Source organism: Pseudomonas sp. 2VD (assembly GCF_005503585.1).
Classification (GTDB): Bacteria; Pseudomonadota; Gammaproteobacteria; order Pseudomonadales; family Pseudomonadaceae; genus Pseudomonas; species Pseudomonas aeruginosa.
This window is the reverse complement of sequence record NZ_SCND01000085.1, coordinates 1-18,283: the sequence shown is the minus strand read 5'-3', so window position 1 is coordinate 18,283 and position 18,283 is coordinate 1. Positions and strand designations below refer to the sequence as shown.

Below are 18,283 nucleotides of genomic sequence, written 5' to 3'. Positions count from 1 at the left end.
GGCAGGAAGCGGGCGGCGCGCTCGCCGTAGGAGCGTAGCCCTTCGCCGGGGGAACGGCGCAGGCCATGCATCTCCAGCAGACGTTCGAAGCGGCGCAGTTGGCGGCTGCGCAGATCGCCACGGCCTTGCCAGGGCTTGAGTAGGAACAGCGCGAGCAGACCGACCGACAATATCGCCGCGGCACCGAGCAACAGGCCCAGTCGGGTCGGATCGAGCCCGCCGAACCAGCGCTGCAGGAAGGCGCCCTGCTGCTCACCCTGGTAGGCCAGGACCCAGCGTTGCCAGCCGTAGTTCAGGCTGTCCCAGGCCAGACGCATGTCGTTGAGCCAGGGCAGGCCACGGTAGCGCAACGGCGACAGCGGTGCGTCGGCGAGGTACTCGCTGTCCCCGGCCAGGGCCTGCTCCAGCCCCTGTTCGATCCGTTCGGGCGCCACCTGGTAGGTCGGGTCGACGCTCAGCCAGCCCTGCTCCGGCTGCCAGTATTCGACCCAGGCGTGGGCGTCGAACTGATGCACCAGCAGGTAGTTGCCCGCCGGATTCAGCTCGCCGCCCTGGTAGCCGGCCACCACTCGCGCAGGAATGCCCGCGGCGCGCAAGACGAAAGCCATCGCCCCGGCGTAATGCGCGCAGAAGCCGCTGCGCGTGTCGAACAGGAAATCGTCCACCCCGTCGGCGCCGGTCGCTGGCGGTTTCAGGGTGTAGGCGAAGGGCTCGCGGTTGAAGCGCTGCAACAGGGCCGCGACCAGTGCCTGCGGTTGCGCATGGGCCTGGCGCAGTTGCTCGGCCAGGGCGCGCGCGCGCGGATTGCCGTGCATCGGCAACTGCAGGTTGCGCCAGCGCATGCGCGGATCGATGCTGGACTCGCGCAGCGCCTGTGGCCAGGAACTGACTCGGTAGAACAGACGTTGCTCGACCGGCTGCCGCCGCTGCAGGTGGAAATCGCTCATCAGGCGCGTGTCGGTCTGGTCGGTCTGCGCCACGTCGAGGGCGAACAGCCAGGGCTGCGAACTGGGCTGCATGATCACGTCGTAGCGCAGCTCAGGGCCACGCTTCTGCCAGTGCAGAGCATCCTCGCCCGACCATTGCGGCGCCTGAGCCCAACGTCGTCCGTCGAAACGCTCCATGGTCAAGGCGCGCCAGTAGAGCTGCTCGCGCGGCGGCGGTGCGCCCTCGAAGCGGACCCGGAACGCCAGTTCGGCGGAGCGCCCAAGCTCGGCGATATCCCCTGGCGCCATGCTCTCCGAGAGTCCGGTGACCCCCTTGTTGCCGGGCATCGGCAACGACCACAGCGGCCCCAGGCGGGGGAAGAACAGGAACAGCAGGAGCATCAGCGGCAGCGCCTGCAGCAACAGCCCGCCGGCCAGCCGCAGGGTCGGCCAGGGCCGGCTGGCGAAAGCGCTCTGCTGCAAGCCGATCAGCGCCGCCAGCAACGCGGTCACCGGCAGCAGGCTGTACAGCGCGGCGAGGAAACCGTCGTCGAACAGGTAGCCCACCACCACTGCGAAGAAACCGAGGAACACCAGTACCAGCGCATCGCGGCGGGTCTTCATTTCCACCAGTTTGAGGATGAACGCGGCGATCAGCAGCACCGCCCCCGCGTCCAGGCCCACCAGGCTGCCGCGCGACAACCAGACCCCGGCCCCGGCGAGCAGCGCCAGGGCCAGCTTGACCCAGGCGCGCGGATAGCCGGCACGCATGCGGAAGACCTGCACCCGCCAGGCCGCGCAACCGAGCCACATGGCCGCGATCCACAGCGGCATGTAGGCCAGGTGCGGCAGGATCACCAGTACCTGCGCCACCAGCAGCCAGACCAGCGCGACCCGCGGAATCGCGTTCATCGCGCCGCTCCGAACAACGCCAGCGCGCGCAGGCAGGCCTCGCGCTGGGCCTCGCCGCTGGCCGGTTGCAGGCGCGTGCCGGGCAGCGCCAGGCCATAGGGCTGCTGCCGCGCGGAGAGTTCCAGGACTGCATGGCACAAGCGGCCCAGGCGACTTTCGAGATCCCCGCCGAGGCGCTCGAATTCCAGCCACAGGTCTTCCCCGCCGAGCGCGGCGAAGTCCTTCACCAGCAGCCCCTGGCCACGGGAAAACGCCTTCCAGTGCAGGCGCCGCCGCGAGTCGCCCGGCTGGTAGGCGCGCAGTCCCTGGTAGTCGTCGACGCCCGTGCTCGCCAGCGCGCGCCCCTGGTCCTCGGCATCCTCCGCGCCCGGCGCGAGGAACGGCTCGCCGGCCAGCGGCCGAGGGTAGACCAGCGCCTGCTGGCGCAGGTCTACCCAGCTCCAGGCCACCAGCAGGCCGAGGGGAAAGCGACTCTCCACCCGCAGGCGCCCCGGCCGCAGCCAGCCGCGTCGCTCGGTCGGGTGGAACAGCAGCACCTCGGCAGCCGCGTCGCCTGCCAGGTCGGCGTATTCCAGCGGCCGCTCCGGCCAGCCGACGGCGATGGCCTGGCGCGCCCGCCGCGGGCTTTCCAGGCGCACCCGGAAACCGGCGCGCTCGCCGGCGAACACCGGGTCCGCTCCCAACGCGGTGAGGCGCAGGCCGGCAAGGTTGCGATAGGTATGGAGGATGGTCACCACGCCCAGGGACAGCAGCAAGAAGGTCAAACCGTAGGCCAGGCTGTTCTGGTAATTGATCGCCGCCAGCAGCATCACCAGCAGCGCCAGGCCGAAAGCGCCGCCCTGGCGGGTCGGCAGGATGAATACGCGGCGCTGGTTCAGCTCGACGCTGCTCGCCGGCGGTATCCGCCGGTTCAGCCAGCGCTGCCAGCGCGGCCAGTTGCGCAGGCGCATCAGAGCGCCGGGACTTCGCGCAGCAGCCATTGCACCAGCGCGCCGCCACCGTGCCCGGTGGGGTCCGCCTGGTCGCGCAGGCGATGCCCGGCGACCGCCGGCAACACCGCCTGGACGTCTTCCGGAATCACATAGTCGCGTCCCGCCAGCAGCGCCCAGGCACGCGCCGCGGCGAGCAACGCCAGGCTACCGCGCGGCGACAGGCCGAGGGCGAAGGCCGGCTGCGTGCGGGTCGCTTCGACCAGGCGCAGCACGTAGTCCACCAGCGCATCGCTGGCGCGGACCTTCGGCACTTCGGCCTGGAAAGCGGCCAGCGCCGCGTGGTCGAGCAAGGGTTCCAGGCGCGGCAGCAGATCGCGCCGGGCTTCGCCGAGCAACAGCGAGCGTTCCGCCGCGCGCCCGGGGTAACCCAGCGACAGGCGCATCAGGAAGCGATCCAGCTGCGATTCCGGCAGGGAGAAGGTGCCGCCCTGGCTGGCCGGGTTCTGCGTGGCGATGACGAAGAACGGTTCCGGCAAGGGCCGGGTGGCGCCCTCGATGGTCACCTGGCCTTCTTCCATCGCCTCGAGCAAGGCGCTCTGGCTTTTCGGCGTGGCGCGGTTGATCTCGTCGGCGAGCACCAGCTCGGCGAAGATCGGCCCGGGATGGAAGACGAATTGCCCGCTGTCCTTGTCGAACACCGAGGTACCGAGGATATCGCCCGGCAGCAGGTCCGAGGTGAACTGGATGCGCTGGAAACTGAGCCCGAGCACCCGCGCCAGGGCATGGCTGAGGGTAGTCTTGCCCATCCCCGGCAGGTCTTCGATCAACAGGTGCCCACGGGCCAGCAGGCAGGCCAGGGCCAGGCGCACCTGGCGGTCCTTGCCCAGGAGAATCTCATCGACCGCCTTCAGGCAGGCTTCCAGGGTGTTCAGCATCCCGACCTCACGTTTCCGGGGAAAACAGCGATCCTACTGGCCTGGGGCCAGCCGGCAAGGCACTTGCAATTTTTCCTCACGAAACTGTGAAACCGTTGCCACCGGTACTTGCCGGAGTGCCCGCTACAAGCCTAGACGCTGGGGACGGACAGGCGACCGCAGGCGCCCCCCCTGGGCGCCGGCGCGGATGATGCCTGCGCCAGTCCGGCTCGACACGGCGCGCGACGGTCGCCGACGGCAGGCGTGGGGGAAGCCGCCTCAGCCCAGTTCGGCGACGATCGCCGCCAGCGCCTTGGCCGGGTCGGCGGCCTGGCTGATCGGCCGGCCGATCACCAGGTAGTCGGAGCCGGCGTCCAGGGCCTGGCGCGGGGTGAGGATGCGCCGCTGGTCGTCCTGGGCGCTGCCGGCCGGGCGGATGCCCGGCGTGACCAGTTGCAAGCCCGGATGGGCAGCCTTCAGCGCCGGCGCTTCCTGGGCCGAGCAGACCAGGCCGTCCATGCCGGCCTTCTGCGCCAGGGCGGCGAGGCGCAGTACCTGCTCCTGAGGCTCAATGTCGAGGCCGATGCCCGCCAGGTCCTCGCGCTCCATGCTGGTCAGCACGGTCACGCCGATGAGCAACGGCCTGGGTCCGCTGAAGGCCTCCAGCGTCTCGCGGCAGGCGGCCATCATGCGCAGGCCGCCGGAGCAGTGCACGTTGACCATCCACACGCCCATCTCGGCGGCGGCCTTCACCGCCATCGCCGTGGTGTTCGGGATGTCGTGGAATTTCAGGTCGAGGAACACCTCGAAGCCCTTGCCGCGCAAGGTCTCGACTATACCCGCGGCACAACTGGTGAAGAGTTCCTTGCCGACCTTCACCCGGCACAGTTTCGGGTCCAACTGATCGGCCAGCGCCAGGGCGGCCTCACGGGTGGGGAAATCCAGGGCGACGATGATGGGGGACTGGCAGGCGGACATGGGCTCTCTCGCGGCGAATCGAAAACGGCGCGCATTGTCGCAGAATCCGGCCGTTTGCCGTAGCCCGGAACGCGCCGGGGAGATGAACGTCGTGGACTAGAGGCGGGCGCGGAGCAGTTGCTCCAGCCAGTCGACGAATGCCCTGACCCGCCGCGACAGATGCCGCCGGTGCGGATACAGGGCGTACGCCGGCATCGCTTCGGCCCGCCACTGCGGCAGCACCTCGCACAGCTCGCCGCGTTGGAGGTGCTCGCGCACGTCGTAGGCAGGGATCTGGATCAGGCCCAGTCCGGACAGGCAGCAGGCGATGTAGCTTTCCGCGTTGTTCACCGTGACCCGGCTGCGCAGCGCGCGGGTCAGGGTGCGCCCATCCTCGCGGTACTCCCAGGGCAACACCCGGCCGCTGCTGGGCGAGGCATAGTTGACCGCCCAGTGCCGGTCGAGGTCGGCCGGCGTCCGTGGCTCGCCATGCTCTTCCAGGTAGGCGGGACTGGCGCAATTGATCAGTTGCATCTCGCCAAGGCGTCGCGCCACCAGGCTGCTGTTGCCCAACTGGCCGACCCGCAGGACGCAGTCGACGCCCTCCTGCACCAGGTCCACCGAACGGTCGCTGGAGCCCAGTTCCAGTTCGATGTCCGGATGCTGGCGGAAGAATTCCGGCAGCGCCGGGGCGATCAGCAGTCGCGCCACCCGGCTCGGCACGTCGACCTTGAGCCGGCCGCTGGCGCGGCTGCCGTCGTGGAACAGGCTCTCCAGCTCTTCCATGTCTTCCAGCAGGTGACGGCAACGCTCCAGCACCACGCTGCCGTCGTGGGTCAGCTGGACCTGCCGGGTGGTGCGATGCAACAGCCGGCTGCCGAGTTGCGCTTCGAGCTGCTGGACCGCCGCCGAGACCGTCGCCCGCGGCATGTCCAGCAGGTCCGCGGCCTTGGTGAAGCTGCCGGTTTCGGCAACGCGCAGGAACACGCGCATGCTGTCCAGACGATCCATGGGCAGGCCCCTTCTCTCTATTCGGGATGGCTGGACAGTCTATCCATGCCACCCACGTTTATCCAAAGAACCCGGACCAATAGCCTGGAGTCCCTACTCTACTTCCTGGATCCGCAGATGCCCCATGCAGCGCTTTTGCCTCCTCCCAGCGCGTCCCCGCTGCCGGAAGTGGTCGGTTTCTGGCGCGATGCCGGCCCTACCCTCTGGTTCGCCAGGAACGCCGATTTCGACCGGCGCTTCCGCGAGCGCTTCGCCCATCTTTACGAGCTTGCCTGCGCCAACGCGCTGCGCCCGGCTGCCGGTGAAGCCGAGGACCATCTCGGCCTGCTGTTGCTGCTCGACCAGTACCCGCGCAACGCCTTCCGCGGCACCCCGCGCATGTACGCCAGCGACACCCAAGCGCGGCGCTGGGCGGAGCGGGCACTGGGACAAGGCCTCGACCGCCAGGTCGAGGACGCGCTGCGACTGTTCTTCTACCTGCCGTTCGCCCATGCCGAGAACCTTGCCGACCAGGATCGCTCGGTAGCGCTGAACCACGGACTCGGTCAGCCCTTCCTCGCCCACGCTCGTGAGCATCGCGAGATCATCCGCCGCTTCGGGCGCTTTCCCCATCGCAATCCGATCCTCGGTCGCCCGTCCAGCGCCGAGGAACTCGCCTTCCTCGCCGCCGGCGGCTTCGCCGGCTGAACCGGGGTTCAGCCGGCCCTCCCTAGATAGGCAGGTCGCGATCCAGCAAGCGGTCCAGCAACCAGTTGGCCGCCGGTCCCAACGGCCGCTGCCGCGACCAGACCACATCCACCGCCTGGCTGCGCGGCCAGCCGGACACCGGCAACTCCTTCAGCCGCCCGTTGGCGTAGCCGCTGACCAGCCAGCGCGGCAGCTCGGCCCAACCGAAGCCGTGGGTGGCCATTTCCAGCAGCAACAGGTAGTTGGGCGCCGACCAGCAGCGCCCGCCGCTGGACGGCAGGCCGTCGTTGATCGCCGCGCCGGTCTCGCTATAGGTGTTCAGGCGCAGCAGACGCCATTCGGAAAGGTCACGCTCGCTGACCCGCTCCAGGCCCGCCAGCGGATGGTCGACGGCGGCGAACAGGCCGAACTCGGCACGCTCGGCGACCGCCGCCACGCCCAGCTCCGGCGGGTAGTGCGGCTGCGCGGCGAGCAGGCCGAGGGTGGCGCGGCCGCGGCTGACCTGGGCGATCACGTCCTGGTCCTCGGCGATCAGGCATTCGAACTCCAGCTCAGGGTAACGCTCGTCCAGTTCGGCCAGGCGCGCCTCGTAGCGCGCCGAATGGTAAGTGTCGGATAGCGCCAGGGTCACCCGTGGCTCCGAGCCGCCGGCGAGCAGCGCGGCGACCCGGCGCAGGCGGTCGGATGCGCCGAGGACCTCCTCGACCCGTCCCAGCAGGGTGCGTCCGGCCTCGGTCAGTTGCGGCTGGCGGCCACTGCGATCGAAGAGTTCCAGGCCGAGGTCGATCTCCAGCCGGGCAATGGCCTCGCTGACGGTCGACTGGCTCTTGCCCAGCTTGCGCGCGGCGGCGCTGAAGGAGCCGAGGGAAACGGCCTGGACGAAGGCCTCGAGGGATTCGGGCGACAAATGCATATCGGTTTTTCCGATGGTATCCAACTTAACCCTATCCCAAAGACCGATGACAATACAGCCCGACTTCAACGACGAACCGGGAGCGTTCGCCATGACCCACACCCACACCGCCCTCGACAAGACTTTCAAGGAGCGGATCTTCCACGCCCTGGCCTTCGAGGGCCTGGCCGTCCTCCTCACCGCGCCGGTGCTGTCGCTGGTGATGAACAAGCCCCTGGCGCACATGGGTGCGCTGACGCTGATGTTCTCCACCGTGGCGATGCTCTGGAACATGCTTTTCAACAGCCTCTTCGACCGCGCCCAGCGGCGCATGGGCTTCCAGCGCACCCTGCAGGTCCGGGTGCTGCATGCGATGCTCTTCGAGCTGGGGCTGATCGTGGTGCTGGTACCGCTGGCCGCCTGGTGGCTGTCGATCGGACTGGTCGAGGCGTTCCTCCTCGACATGGGCCTGATCCTGTTCTTCCTGCCCTACACCATGGCCTTCAACTGGAGCTACGACGTACTCCGCGCACGCCTGGTGGAAAGCCGCCAGACCAAGGCCGCCGGTTGCGACGCCGGCTAGGCCGGCGTTCAGGCCGTCAGCCGCTCGCGCAGGCGGCCGAGCATGCCGAGCAGGCTGCCGACCCGTTCCTTCTCGCGCTCGTCGCGCGGCACCTCGGCCAGCCGGTCAACCTCCGGCAGGCTTCGCCCGCGCCACAGCAAGGCCTGCTCGGCGGCCGCCTTCAGGCCTTTCTCGAACAATCCCCTGCGGATCGGCTTGGGCAGGTAGCGGAATATCTGCGCCTGGTTGATCAGTTCGAGCAGGGCCTGGGTGTCGCGGAACGGCGTAACCACCAGGCTGAGCAGGCGCGGATGGGCCTGGGCCAGGGATTTCAGCAGCGGCGCGGTATGCTCCCCGGCCAGCTTCAGGTCGCTGACCAGCACCTCCACCGGTTCGGTGTTCAGCCACACCAGCGCCTCGGCCAGGTTGCGCGCGCGCAGCAGGCGATGCCCGCCGGCATGGCAGAAGGCCCCGACGCAGTCCAGGGTTTCCGGGTCGTCGTCGAGCAGCAGCACGCTCAGCGGCGCCGCCAGCGTGGCCGCGGGCGGTGCCGGCAGGCCCTGGCGGCTGGCGATCTCCGCCGCCTGGCGCAGGGTGAAGGCCATTTCCTGGGGATTCCAGGGCTTGGTCAGGTAGCGGAAGATGCCGCCGTCGTTGAGCGCGTCGACGGCGGCGTCGAGGTCGGAATAGCCGGTGAGGAGAATCCGCAGGGTCTCCGGATAGCGCTCGCGAGCCTGCGCCAGCAGTTCGGCGCCGCTCATCTGCGGCATGCGCTGGTCGCTGACCAGCACCTGTATCCGTTCCGTCTTCAGGCGCTCCAGGGCGCGCCGCGGGTCGCTCTCGGTGAGCACCTCGTAATGGCGACGGAACTGCATGGCCAGGCTGCGCAGGATGCGCTCCTCGTCATCGACGAAGAGGATGCGGACGGGAGATGGGCTCATGTCAGGCGCTCCGTTTCAGTTCGCGGGCCTGCTCTCGCGGCAGGCTGATGAGGAAGCGGGTTCCGCGGCCCGGTTCGGAGGCCACGCGGATGGTCCCGCCATGTTGCTGGATGATCTTGTAGCTGATCGACAGGCCGAGCCCGGTGCCCTGCCCCACCGGCTTGGTGGTGAAGAACGGGTCGAAGATCCGCCCGAGGACCTCGGCGGGCATGCCCTTGCCGTTGTCCTGCACGGAGAGGAACACCTGGCGCTCGTCGGCCCAGCTCTTCAGCAGGATGCGACCGAAACGCTCCATGGCCTGCGCAGCGTTGGTCAGCAGGTTCAGCAGCACCTGGTTGATCTGCGACGGCGCGCAGGCGATAAGCGGCAGCTCGCCGAGCTGGCTGCTGATCTCGGCCTTGTCCTTGATGGCGGTGCGGGCGATCAGCAAGGCGTTGCGCACGCAGTCGTTGAGGTCGACCTCCTCGCTGAAGGCACGGTCCAGGCGGGCGAAGTCCTTGAGCCCGGAAACCAGCTCGCCGATCTGGCCGAGGCCGTAGCGGGTATCGACGAACAACTGCCGCAGGTCCTCGCGCAACTGTTCGACGGCGGCTTCGCGGCGCACCGCGTCGGCCGCCTGCAGCGCCTGCGCCAGGCGCGCTTCGTCGCACTGCGGGTCGCCCAGGCAGTCGACCAGCGCCGCCTGGGCATCGGCCAGGCGCAACAAGGGATCGCTCAGCTCCTCCAGCAGCGCCAGGTTGTTGCCGACGTAGCCGAGCGGCGTGTTCAGCTCGTGTGCGACCCCGGCCACCATCTGCCCGAGCGAAGCCATCTTTTCCGACTGCACCAGTTGCGCCTGGGACTCCTTGAGGTCCACCAGCGCCTTGCGCAGCACCCGGTTGCGCTGGGCGATGCGCGCCTCCATGGCCTTCAGCAGGTCGAGCACGGTGCCCAGGCCACGGTAGCGGCCCTCTTCGTCGACCAGGGCGAAGTCCTCGGTGATCGGATACTGCAGGCGACCGGTGACCTGCTGCGCCGCCTCTTCCAGGCTGGCGCCGAGGGAGACGCTGAGGGGCGCCCGGTTCATGACGTCGCGCACCGGATGGCGGCCCCAGAGGTCGCGGCCGAAACGCTGCATGAAGATGTCCTGGAGGGTGTAGCGGCTGACCAGGCCGAGGACCCGGCGCTCGTCGTCGACCACCGGCAGCGAGAGGAAGGCACGGTGCTCCGGCATCAGCAGGCGGTCGGCGACGTCGTTGATGCTCATCGCCGGAGTCAGGGGTTCCACCGGGCGCAACAGACGGGACAACGCGCTCGGAGACATCGGCAACCTCTCGCTGGCAGGCCCGGACGGGGCAATGAAGGGATACCCGCCAGTTAAGCAATGTCAGATTGCCAACATGTGACAGGCATCACGCCGACCAGGCTCAGCGCTTTCTCCGCCCGCAACTTCCAAGCGCCGCCGGGAGTCTCAACCACAGGACCTCGCGCCGGAACGTTGCCTGACAGAAAGGCAAACCCGGCGTATGGTGAACATTCATATCGATGAGGGAGAACAACATGCCCTGGTACGCCTGGTTGATCATCGTCCTCGCCCTGGGCTCCATCGTCGGCGGACTCCTGCTGCTGCGCGACTCGGCGAAGAAGCTGCCGTTGAGCGAGGAACAGCTCAAACGCATCCATGAACGCAACGCCGAGCTGGACGCGCAGGAGGCGAAGGACCGCTGAACCTATTGGCCTGCCGGCGGGTCACTAGGTCTCGTAGGAAAACCCCGGCGGGCGAAAAACCGGCGAGGCGAAGGCTCGCGTGGCGGAGTCATGCGGGCCGCGCATGGTTTTTCCTGCGCAACCTGGGGTTCGTTCCCCGTGTGTTTCCCTCTGGCAGAAGGTCCGTTCCTTGCGCTTTTCCCATCCGCGGGTCGAAATGCCTTTAGAATCCCTCCTTTAAACGGGAGGCTGCATGCTCGGGCGTCTGATACCGCTTCTACCCATTCTGTTCCTGCTCGGGGGCTTCTTCACCGGGCACATCGCGCTGCTGACGGCGGTCATCGTCCTGCTCTACATCATCTGGGTGACCTACGCCGAACGCTGGCTGCCGACCCTGCTCTGGTGGCCGGTGAGCCTCGCCGCCAGCGCCCTGATCGCCATCCACTACCTGCCCGGCTTCATTCCCCTGCGCCTGTTCCCCTGGGACCTGGCCAGCGCCAGCCCGCCGATCCAGATGATCTGGCTGCCCTGGGACAAGGCCCTGGTCGCCCTTACCCTGCTCGCCTGGTGGCTGCGCCGGCCGAAGCAGCCGCTGGTGTCGCTGGATATCACCGCGCTGGCCTTCTGCCTGACCTTCTTCGTGGTGCCGCTGCTGTCGATCATGACCAATGCCGCGAGCTGGCAGCCGAAGTGGCCGGATGCCTTCTGGTGGTGGCTGGTACTGAACGTCGGGGTGGTCTCCCTGGCCGAGGAGGCGTTCTTCCGCGGCCTGCTGCAAAGCCAGTTGATCCGCTGGTTCGGCGCCTGGCCGGGAATCATCGTCGCAACCCTCGCCTACGCCGCGCTGCACCTGCTGGTGAACCCGGTGTACGCGCTGCTGGCCGGGATCGCCGGGCTGGGCTACGGCATGGTCCTGCACTTCAGCGGGCGGCTGTCCCTGGCGGTGCTGCTGCACGCTTCGATCAACACCCTGCACTTCCTCCTGCTGAGCTACCCGTTCCGCCTGATCTCCGAGTGATCAGGCGTTCTTGATCACCAGCGCCAGGGCCTCCTCGGCGAGCTGGTCGAGACTCATCGGTCCTTCCGGACGGAACCAGGTGGTGGTCCAGGACAGCGCGCCGGTGAGGAAGCGCCGCAGGATGAACGGATCGCCCTGGCAGTAGCCGGCCAGCCGCGCCTCCCCCAGCACGTCGAGCCACATCTGCTCGTAGATGTCGCGCAGGCCGAGGATGTACGCCTGGCCTTCGGCGGACAGCGAGCGCCACTCGTAGACCAGCACCGCCATCGCCTCGCCGGTGCCGCCCATGATCGATTGCAGCTCGCAGCGGATCAGTCCCAGCACCCGCTCGCGCAGGTCCTCGGCATCGGCCAGGGCGGCGCGCATCAGGGCGGTGTTGTAGAGGATGGTCTCTTCCATCACCGAGCGCAGGATCTCGTCCTTGCTCTTGAAGTGATGGAAGATGCTGCCCGACTGGATGCCCACCGCGCTGGCCAGGTCGCGCACCGTGGTGCGTTCGTAGCCTTTGCTGCGGAACAGGTGGGCGGCGGTCTGCAGCAGCTTGCCGCGGGCGCTTTCCGGATCGGTGAGCTGTCCGGTAGCCACCAGCTCCAGCATCACTTCCCGGGCTTTCTGATCGTCCAACGCTGAGTACCCCTTTTCCGGATCGTCGGCGGCTCGGTGCCGCTCATCCGCGCGCCCGGCCGCTCCGTATTTGCCGACCGGCCTCGGGATTGCCCCGCAAGTGCTTGTCGGCATTCATGAAATGTATGCCTGCGAAGACGACCGAGCAAGCGCTTGGGTAACAGCCGAGAACGGATTTGTTTCCGCCCTCTTCTCAACCAAGCGCTTGCTTGGTAATGTCGCCCCACACTTCCGCCGTCACGGGTCAAGAACAATGCAAAAGACCGTACGCATCGGCTGCGCCTCGGCCTTCTGGGGCGACACCTGCACCGCGGCCGCGCAGCTGGTGCGCGGCGCGCCGCTGGACTACCTGGTGTTCGACTACCTGGCCGAGATCACCATGTCGATCATGGCCGGCGCCCGCCTGAAACAGCCGGACGCCGGCTACGCCACCGATTTCGTCGAGGTCCTCGCACCGCTGCTGGGCGAGATCGCCGAGAAGAAGATCCGCGTCATCAGCAACGCTGGCGGGATCAATCCGCAGGCCTGTGCCGCCGCCCTCGCCGCGGCCTGCGAGAAGGCCGGGGTGCAGTTGAAGATCGCCGTGCTCCATGGCGACAACCTGCAAGCGCGCCAGGCCGAACTGGCCAAGGCCGGCATCCGCGAGATGTTCAGCGACGCGCCTTTCCCGCCGATGTGCGTCTCGCTCAACGCCTACCTCGGCGCACCCGGCATCGTCGAGGCCCTGCGCCTGGGCGCGGACATCGTGATCACCGGCCGGGTGGTCGACAGCGCGGTGGTCAGCGCCGCCCTGGTGCACGAGTTCGGCTGGGCCTGGGACGACTACGACCGACTGGCCCAGGCCGCCCTCGCCGGGCACATCGTCGAATGCGGCGCGCAATGCACCGGCGGCAATTTCACCGACTGGGAGCAGGTGCCGGACTACGAGCACATCGGCTTCCCCATCGTCGAGGTCGAGGCCGACGGGCGCTTCGTAGTGACCAAGGCGCCCGGCACCGGTGGCCTGGTCAGCGAACTGAGCGTCGGCGAACAGATGCTCTACGAGATCGGCGACCCACGCGCCTACCTGCTGCCCGACGTGGTCTGCGACTTCACCGAGGTGCGTCTGCGCCAGGTCGGACCCGACCGGGTCGCGGTGGAAGGCGCGCGCGGCCTGCCGCCCACCGACCGGTACAAGGTCAGCGCCACCTATCCGGACGGTTTCCGCTGCACCGCCAGTTGCCTGATCGCCGGCATCGATGCGCTGAAGAAGGCCGAGCGGGTCAGCCAGGCGATCATCGCCAGGACCGAGGAAATCTTCGCCGAGCGCGGCTGGGAGCCCTACCGCGAGGTCAATGTCGAACTGCTCGGCAGCGAAGCCACCTATGGTCCCCATGGGCGACGGCAGGACAGCCGCGAAGTGGTGGTCAAGCTGGCCGTCCGGCATCCGCGCAAGGAAGCCCTGGTGCTGTTCTCCCGCGAGATCGCCCAGGCCGCCACCGGGATGGCGCCCGGCCTGACCGGCATCGTCGGCGGCCGGCCGACGGTGTATCCGGTGATCCGCCTGTTCTCTTTCCTGATCGACAAGGCGCAATGCGCGTTGAGCGTGGAGATCGACGGCCAGCGCCATCCGCTGGAACTGCCGGTCCTCGAAGCCTTCGACCCGGCACGATTGGCCGAGGCGCGCCAGCCGCCACGCCCGGAGCAGCCCGCCAGCGCCAGCGTGCCGCTGGTGAAGCTGGCGGTGGCGCGCTCCGGCGACAAGGGCAACCACAGCAACATCGGGGTCATGGCACGGCATCCGGAGTACCTGCCGTGGATCGCCGAGGCGCTGGAGGAAGGCGCGGTAGTGGACTGGATGCAGCATGTGCTCGACCCGCAGACCGGCCGGGTCGGCCGCTGGTACCTGCCGGGCAGCCACAGCCTGAACTTCCTGCTGGAGAACGCCCTCGGCGGCGGCGGCGTCGCCAGCCTGCGCATCGACCCGCAGGGCAAGGCCTTCGCCCAGCAGTTGCTGGAGTTCCCGGTGGCGGTGCCGCAGGCGCTCGCCGACGCGCTGAAAACGCAGGGCAGATAACCACGACCAGGAACGACGAATGCGGCGTTCCGCTGCAACCACCCCACGGGATTCATCGGAGTCACCAGAACAATGAGCTACGACTCGATCTTCCGACCTGGCCTGTTCGACGGCCAGACCATCATCGTCACCGGCGGCGGCAGTGGCATCGGCCGCTGCACCGCCCATGAGCTGGCGGCCCTCGGCGCCCACGTGGTGCTGGTCGGACGCAAGGCGGAAAAGCTGGAGAAGACCGCCAGCGAGATCGTCGAAGACGGCGGCAGCGTCAGCTGGCACGCCTGCGACATCCGCGAGGAGGAAGCGGTGAAGACGCTGGTGGCGAATATCCTGGCCGAACGCGGGACCATCCATCACCTGGTCAACAACGCCGGCGGCCAGTATCCCTCGCCCCTCGCCTCGATCAGCCAGAAGGGCTTCGAGACCGTGCTCCGCACCAACCTGGTCGGCGGCTTCCTGGTCGCCCGCGAAGTGTTCAACCAGTCGATGAGCAAGACCGGCGGCAGCATCGTCAACATGCTCGCCGACATGTGGGGCGGCATGCCCGGCATGGGTCACTCCGGCGCCGCACGCTCCGGCATGGAGAATTTCACCAGGACCGCCGCCGTCGAGTGGGGCCATGCCGGCGTGAGGGTCAACGCGGTGGCGCCGGGCTGGATCGCGTCCAGCGGCATGGATACCTACGAAGGCGCGTTCAAGGCGGTGATCCCGACCCTGCGCGAGCACGTGCCGCTCAAGCGCATCGGCAGCGAGTCGGAAGTCGCCGCCGCCATCGTCTTCCTGCTCTCCCCCGGCGCCGCCTTCGTCAGCGGCAACACGATCCGCATCGACGGCGCCGCCAGCCAGGGCAGCCGCGCCTTCCCGCTGCTCAAGGGCAAGCCGGGACAGAGCCGCGCGTACAACGGCTTCCACCGCGCCTACCTGCCCGACGTACTGAAGGACCAGGAGGACTGACATGCCCGCGATCCAGTCGGAACTCGACGTCAACGGCGAGGACTTCGCCCGCAACCGCGAGGCCATGCTCGCCGCCGTGGCCGGCTTCCGCGAATTGGAGCAGAAGGTCCTGGACAAGGCCGCCGAGGCCAGGCCGAAGTTCGAGAAACGCGGACAACTGCTGCCGCGCGAACGCCTGGCGTTGCTGCTCGATCCGGGCGCGCCGTTCCTCGAACTGTCCTCGCTGGCCGGCTACAAGCTGCACGACGACAAGGACGGCACCCAGGCCGGCGGCGGGATCATCGCCGGGATCGGCTACATCGCCGGGGTGCGCTGCCTGGTCAGTGCCAGCAACAGCGCGATCAAGGGCGGCACCATCTCCCCGACCGGGCTGAAGAAGACCCTGCGCCTGCAGCAGATCGCCATGGAGAACAAGCTGCCGGTGGTGACCCTCACCGAAAGCGGCGGCGCCAACCTCAACTATGCGGCGGAGATCTTCGTCGAAGGTGCGCGCGGCTTCGCCAACCAGGCGCGGATCTCCGCCATGGGCATTCCCCAGGTCACCGTGGTGCATGGTTCCAGCACCGCCGGCGGTGCCTACCAGCCGGGGCTGTCGGACTACGTGGTGGTGGTGCGCGGCAAGGCCAAGATGTTCCTCGCCGGGCCGCCGTTGCTCAAGGCCGCCACCGGCGAGATCGCCAGCGACGAGGAACTCGGCGGAGCCGAACTGCACGCGCAGGTCGCCGGCACCGCGGAATACCTGGCGGAAAACGACGCCGACGGCGTGCGCCTGGCCCGCGAGATCGTCGGCATGTTGCCGTGGAACGCACAACTGCCGGCGCGCCCGGCGCGTTCCTGGCGTGAACCGCTGTACCCGGTGGAGGAGCTGCTCGGGGTGGTTCCGGCCGACCCGAAGAAGCCCTACGACGTCCGCGAGATCGTCGCGCGCATCGCCGACGGCTCCGAGTTCCTCGACTTCAAGAACGAGTTCGACGGCCAGACCGTCTGCGGCCACCTGCGCATCGAGGGCCACGCCTGCGGCCTGATCGGCAACAACGGACCGATCACCCCGCAGGGCGCGGCCAAGGCGGCGCAGTTCATCCAGCTCTGCGAACAGAGCAACACGCCGCTGCTGTTCCTGCACAACACCACCGGCTTCATGGTCGGCACCGAGTCGGAGCGCCAGGGCGTGATCAAGCACGGCTCGAAGATGATCCAGGCGGTGGCCAACGCCCGCGTGCCCAAGCTGACCCTGGTGGTCGGCGGCTCCTACGGCGCCGGCAACTACGCGATGTGCGGACGCGGCCTCGACCCGCGCTTCATCTTCGCCTGGCCGAACAGTCGCACCGCGGTGATGGGCGGTGCCCAGGCCGGCAAGGTGCTGCGCATCGTCACCGAGGAGAAACACGCCAAGGAAGGCAAGGAAGCCGATCCGAAGATGCTCGAGATGCTGGAAACCGTCACCGCGCAGAAGCTCGACAGCCAGTCCACCGCGCTCTACGGCACCGCCAGCCTGTGGGACGACGGCCTGGTCGACCCGCGCGACAGCCGCAGGCTGCTCGGCTACCTGCTGGATATCTGCGCGGAAGCCGAGGCGCGGCCGCTGAAGGGCAACAGCTTCGGGGTCGCGAGGTTCTGACTGCAACAGGCGAGCCGGCGACAGCCCCTCTCCCCGCTCTCCCTGAAGGAAGAGGGTTGGGAGAGAGCAAGCGGATCCTGCCGGAAAACAATGATGCCCAGGAGGAAAGACAACCCATGATCTTCACCCAGGAACACGAGGAACTCCGCCGCACCGTTCGCAGCTTCGTCGAGCGGGAAATCAACCCCAACGTCGACCAGTGGGAAAAGGACGGCCGCTTCCCGATCCACGAGATCTTCCGCAAGGCCGGCGAACTCGGCCTGCTGGGCATCTCCAAGCCGGAGAAGTTCGGCGGCATGGGCCTGGACTACAGCTACTCGATCGTCGCCGCCGAGGAATTCGGCAGCATCACCTGCGGCGGCATCCCGATGGCCATCGGCGTGCAGACCGACATGTGCACCCCGGCCCTGGCCCGCTTCGGTTCCGACGAGTTGCGCGAGGAGTTCCTCCGCCCGGCCATCGCCGGCGAGATGGTCGGCTGCATCGGCGTCTCCGAGGTCGGCGCCGGCTCCGACGTCGCCGGCCTGAAGACCACCGCGCGCAAGGACGGCGACGACTATGTGATCAACGGCAGCAAGATGTGGATCACCAACTCGCCGTCGGCTGACTTCATGTGCCTGCTCGCCAATACCTCCGACGACAAGCCGCACGTCAACAAGTCGTTGATCGTGGTCCCGATGAAGACCCCGGGCATTACCCTCAGCCCGCACCTGGACAAGCTCGGCATGCGCAGTTCGGAGACCGCCCAGGTGTTCTTCGATAACGTCCGCGTACCGCAGCGCAACCGCATCGGCGCGGAAGGCGCCGGCTTCATGATGCAGATGCTGCAGTTCCAGGAAGAACGGCTGTTCGGCGCGGCCAACATGATCAAGGGCCTGGAGCACTGCATCGACGTCACCATCGAGTATTGCAAGGAGCGCAGGACCTTCGGCCAGCCGCTGATCGACAACCAGGTCATCCACTTCCGCATGGCCGAGATGATGACCGAGGTCGAGGCGCTGCGCGCCCTGGTCTACCAGGCCACCGAGCTGTACGTGAAAGGCAGGGACGTGACGCGCCTGGCTTCCATGGCCAAGCTCAAGGCCGGCCGCCTCGGCCGCGAGGTCAGCGACGCCTGCCTGCAGTACTGGGGCGGCATGGGCTTCATGTGGGACAACCCGGTCTCCCGCGCCTACCGCGACACCCGCCTGGTATCCATCGGCGGCGGTGCCGACGAGATCATGCTCGGCATCATCTGCAAGCTGATGGGCATCCTGCCGGGCAAGAAGAAAGGCTGACGTTCCAGGAGGAAACCGGCATGAGCCTGCCGCATTGCGAGACCCTGCTGCTGGAACCCGTCGAGGGCGTCCTGCGGATCACCCTGAACCGCCCGCAAAGCCGCAACGCCATGAGCCTGGCGATGGTCGGCGAACTGCGCGCGGTGCTCGCCGCCGTGCGCGACGACCGTAGCGTGCGGGCGCTGGTGCTGCGCGGCGCCGACGGGCACTTCTGCGCCGGCGGCGACATCAAGGACATGGCCGGTGCCCGCGCCGCCGGGGCGGAAGCCTACCGCACGCTGAACCGCGCCTTCGGCAGCCTGCTGGAGGAAGCCCAGGC

The 18,283-nt window shown here is 68.2% G+C and carries 17 protein-coding genes and 1 pseudogene; 9 read left to right on the top strand and 9 right to left on the bottom strand.

Going from position 1 to position 18,283, the window contains the following annotated elements; genetic code table 11:
* The 5 genes from tgpA to FFS27_RS12200 all read right to left on the bottom strand — a co-directional run.
* A partial coding sequence (tgpA, locus tag FFS27_RS12220; protein WP_137952024.1) for a protein-glutamine gamma-glutamyltransferase TgpA occupies positions 1-1,838 on the bottom strand: 1,838 nt, incomplete at its 3' end.
* Complete coding sequence (locus FFS27_RS12215) at positions 1,835-2,788, bottom strand: DUF58 domain-containing protein (RefSeq protein WP_003119856.1); 954 nt, start codon at positions 2,786-2,788, stop codon at positions 1,835-1,837. The genes FFS27_RS12215 and tgpA, both read right to left, overlap by 4 nt.
* Entirely contained in the window at positions 2,788-3,705 is a 918-nt protein-coding gene (locus FFS27_RS12210; protein ID WP_003090974.1) for an AAA family ATPase, read from the bottom strand. The genes FFS27_RS12215 and FFS27_RS12210 overlap by 1 nt, the downstream gene beginning before the upstream one ends.
* Before the next feature lie 258 nt (positions 3,706-3,963).
* Positions 3,964-4,662 (bottom strand): orotidine-5'-phosphate decarboxylase, encoded by a 699-nt coding sequence (gene pyrF, locus FFS27_RS12205; RefSeq protein ID WP_003090975.1) that lies wholly within the window; start codon positions 4,660-4,662, stop codon positions 3,964-3,966.
* 96 nt (positions 4,663-4,758) lie between these two features.
* A complete protein-coding gene (locus tag FFS27_RS12200; protein WP_021264975.1) occupies positions 4,759-5,652 on the bottom strand; it encodes a LysR family transcriptional regulator in 894 nt (297 codons plus the stop codon).
* A 45-nt stretch (positions 5,653-5,697) separates the two neighbouring features.
* Between FFS27_RS12200 and FFS27_RS12195 the strand changes: the two genes are divergently transcribed.
* A complete protein-coding gene (locus FFS27_RS12195; protein ID WP_021264976.1) occupies positions 5,698-6,339 on the top strand; it encodes a DUF924 family protein in 642 nt (213 codons plus the stop codon).
* A 22-nt stretch (positions 6,340-6,361) separates the two neighbouring features.
* Here FFS27_RS12195 and FFS27_RS12190 read toward each other — a convergent pair whose 3' ends face one another.
* Entirely contained in the window at positions 6,362-7,252 is an 891-nt protein-coding gene (locus FFS27_RS12190) for a LysR family transcriptional regulator (RefSeq protein ID WP_003090978.1), read from the bottom strand.
* Between the two features lie 91 nt (positions 7,253-7,343).
* Between FFS27_RS12190 and FFS27_RS12185 the strand changes: the two genes are divergently transcribed.
* Positions 7,344-7,814, top strand: coding sequence for a multidrug/biocide efflux PACE transporter (locus FFS27_RS12185; RefSeq protein WP_023100942.1), 471 nt, complete (start codon positions 7,344-7,346; stop codon positions 7,812-7,814).
* 8 nt (positions 7,815-7,822) lie between these two features.
* On the opposite strand, the gene FFS27_RS12180 is transcribed toward FFS27_RS12185, so the two are convergent.
* Positions 7,823-8,734 (bottom strand): response regulator, encoded by a 912-nt coding sequence (locus FFS27_RS12180; RefSeq protein ID WP_003090981.1) that lies wholly within the window; start codon positions 8,732-8,734, stop codon positions 7,823-7,825.
* Position 8,735: 1 nt separating this feature from the next.
* On the bottom strand, positions 8,736-10,037 hold the full coding sequence (locus FFS27_RS12175) for a sensor histidine kinase (protein ID WP_058133520.1): 1,302 nt from the start codon (positions 10,035-10,037) through the stop codon (positions 8,736-8,738).
* Positions 10,038-10,273: 236 nt separating this feature from the next.
* On the opposite strand from FFS27_RS12175, the gene FFS27_RS12170 reads away from it, so the two are divergent.
* Together FFS27_RS12170 and FFS27_RS12165 are read left to right on the top strand one after the other, a co-directional pair.
* On the top strand, positions 10,274-10,441 hold the full coding sequence (locus FFS27_RS12170) for a DUF2897 family protein (RefSeq protein WP_003090984.1): 168 nt from the start codon (positions 10,274-10,276) through the stop codon (positions 10,439-10,441).
* 232 nt (positions 10,442-10,673) lie between these two features.
* Entirely contained in the window at positions 10,674-11,438 is a 765-nt protein-coding gene (locus tag FFS27_RS12165) for a CPBP family intramembrane glutamic endopeptidase (RefSeq protein ID WP_003090986.1), read from the top strand.
* Here FFS27_RS12165 and atuR read toward each other — a convergent pair whose 3' ends face one another.
* Positions 11,439-12,062: an atu genes transcriptional repressor AtuR gene (gene atuR / locus FFS27_RS12160; RefSeq protein WP_003114740.1), complete on the bottom strand. Its 624-nt coding sequence runs from the start codon at positions 12,060-12,062 to the stop codon at positions 11,439-11,441.
* A gap of 253 nt (positions 12,063-12,315) precedes the next feature.
* On the opposite strand from atuR, the gene FFS27_RS12155 reads away from it, so the two are divergent.
* From FFS27_RS12155 to atuE, 5 genes and pseudogenes are all read left to right on the top strand, one after another.
* Entirely contained in the window at positions 12,316-14,118 is a 1,803-nt protein-coding gene (locus tag FFS27_RS12155) for an acyclic terpene utilization AtuA family protein (RefSeq protein WP_023099432.1), read from the top strand.
* A 72-nt stretch (positions 14,119-14,190) separates the two neighbouring features.
* On the top strand, positions 14,191-15,069 hold the full coding sequence (locus tag FFS27_RS12150) for an SDR family oxidoreductase (protein ID WP_003110274.1): 879 nt from the start codon (positions 14,191-14,193) through the stop codon (positions 15,067-15,069).
* A 1-nt stretch (position 15,070) separates the two neighbouring features.
* Complete coding sequence (gene atuC, locus FFS27_RS12145) at positions 15,071-16,687, top strand: geranyl-CoA carboxylase subunit beta (RefSeq protein WP_003114738.1); 1,617 nt, start codon at positions 15,071-15,073, stop codon at positions 16,685-16,687.
* 116 nt (positions 16,688-16,803) lie between these two features.
* The gene (gene atuD / locus FFS27_RS12140; protein WP_003101733.1) at positions 16,804-17,964 is read left to right on the top strand and encodes a citronellyl-CoA dehydrogenase; all 1,161 of its coding nucleotides are present in this window, start codon (positions 16,804-16,806) and stop codon (positions 17,962-17,964) included.
* Positions 17,965-17,984: 20 nt separating this feature from the next.
* Positions 17,985-18,283, top strand: a pseudogene (gene atuE, locus FFS27_RS12135) (isohexenylglutaconyl-CoA hydratase); the annotation flags it as partial.

Bases quoted from the DNA above. Each gene is read 5' to 3' on its own strand.
- FFS27_RS12210 (WP_003090974.1), bottom strand. From the start codon at position 3,705: ATGCTGAACACCCTGGAAGCCTGCCTGAAGGCGGTCGATGAGATTCTC.
- FFS27_RS12150 (WP_003110274.1), top strand. From the start codon at position 14,191: ATGAGCTACGACTCGATCTTCCGACCTGGCCTGTTCGACGGCCAGACC.
- FFS27_RS12190 (WP_003090978.1), bottom strand. From the start codon at position 7,252: ATGCATTTGTCGCCCGAATCCCTCGAGGCCTTCGTCCAGGCCGTTTCC.
- FFS27_RS12195 (WP_021264976.1), top strand. From the start codon at position 5,698: ATGCCACCCACGTTTATCCAAAGAACCCGGACCAATAGCCTGGAGTCC.
- FFS27_RS12215 (WP_003119856.1), bottom strand. From the start codon at position 2,788: ATGCGCCTGCGCAACTGGCCGCGCTGGCAGCGCTGGCTGAACCGGCGG.
- FFS27_RS12185 (WP_023100942.1), top strand. From the start codon at position 7,344: ATGACCCACACCCACACCGCCCTCGACAAGACTTTCAAGGAGCGGATC.
- atuD (WP_003101733.1), top strand. From the start codon at position 16,804: ATGATCTTCACCCAGGAACACGAGGAACTCCGCCGCACCGTTCGCAGC.
- FFS27_RS12200 (WP_021264975.1), bottom strand. From the start codon at position 5,652: ATGGATCGTCTGGACAGCATGCGCGTGTTCCTGCGCGTTGCCGAAACC.
- FFS27_RS12180 (WP_003090981.1), bottom strand. From the start codon at position 8,734: ATGAGCCCATCTCCCGTCCGCATCCTCTTCGTCGATGACGAGGAGCGC.
- atuC (WP_003114738.1), top strand. From the start codon at position 15,071: ATGCCCGCGATCCAGTCGGAACTCGACGTCAACGGCGAGGACTTCGCC.
- pyrF (WP_003090975.1), bottom strand. From the start codon at position 4,662: ATGTCCGCCTGCCAGTCCCCCATCATCGTCGCCCTGGATTTCCCCACC.
- FFS27_RS12175 (WP_058133520.1), bottom strand. From the start codon at position 10,037: ATGTCTCCGAGCGCGTTGTCCCGTCTGTTGCGCCCGGTGGAACCCCTG.
- FFS27_RS12155 (WP_023099432.1), top strand. From the start codon at position 12,316: ATGCAAAAGACCGTACGCATCGGCTGCGCCTCGGCCTTCTGGGGCGAC.
- FFS27_RS12165 (WP_003090986.1), top strand. From the start codon at position 10,674: ATGCTCGGGCGTCTGATACCGCTTCTACCCATTCTGTTCCTGCTCGGG.
- FFS27_RS12170 (WP_003090984.1), top strand. From the start codon at position 10,274: ATGCCCTGGTACGCCTGGTTGATCATCGTCCTCGCCCTGGGCTCCATC.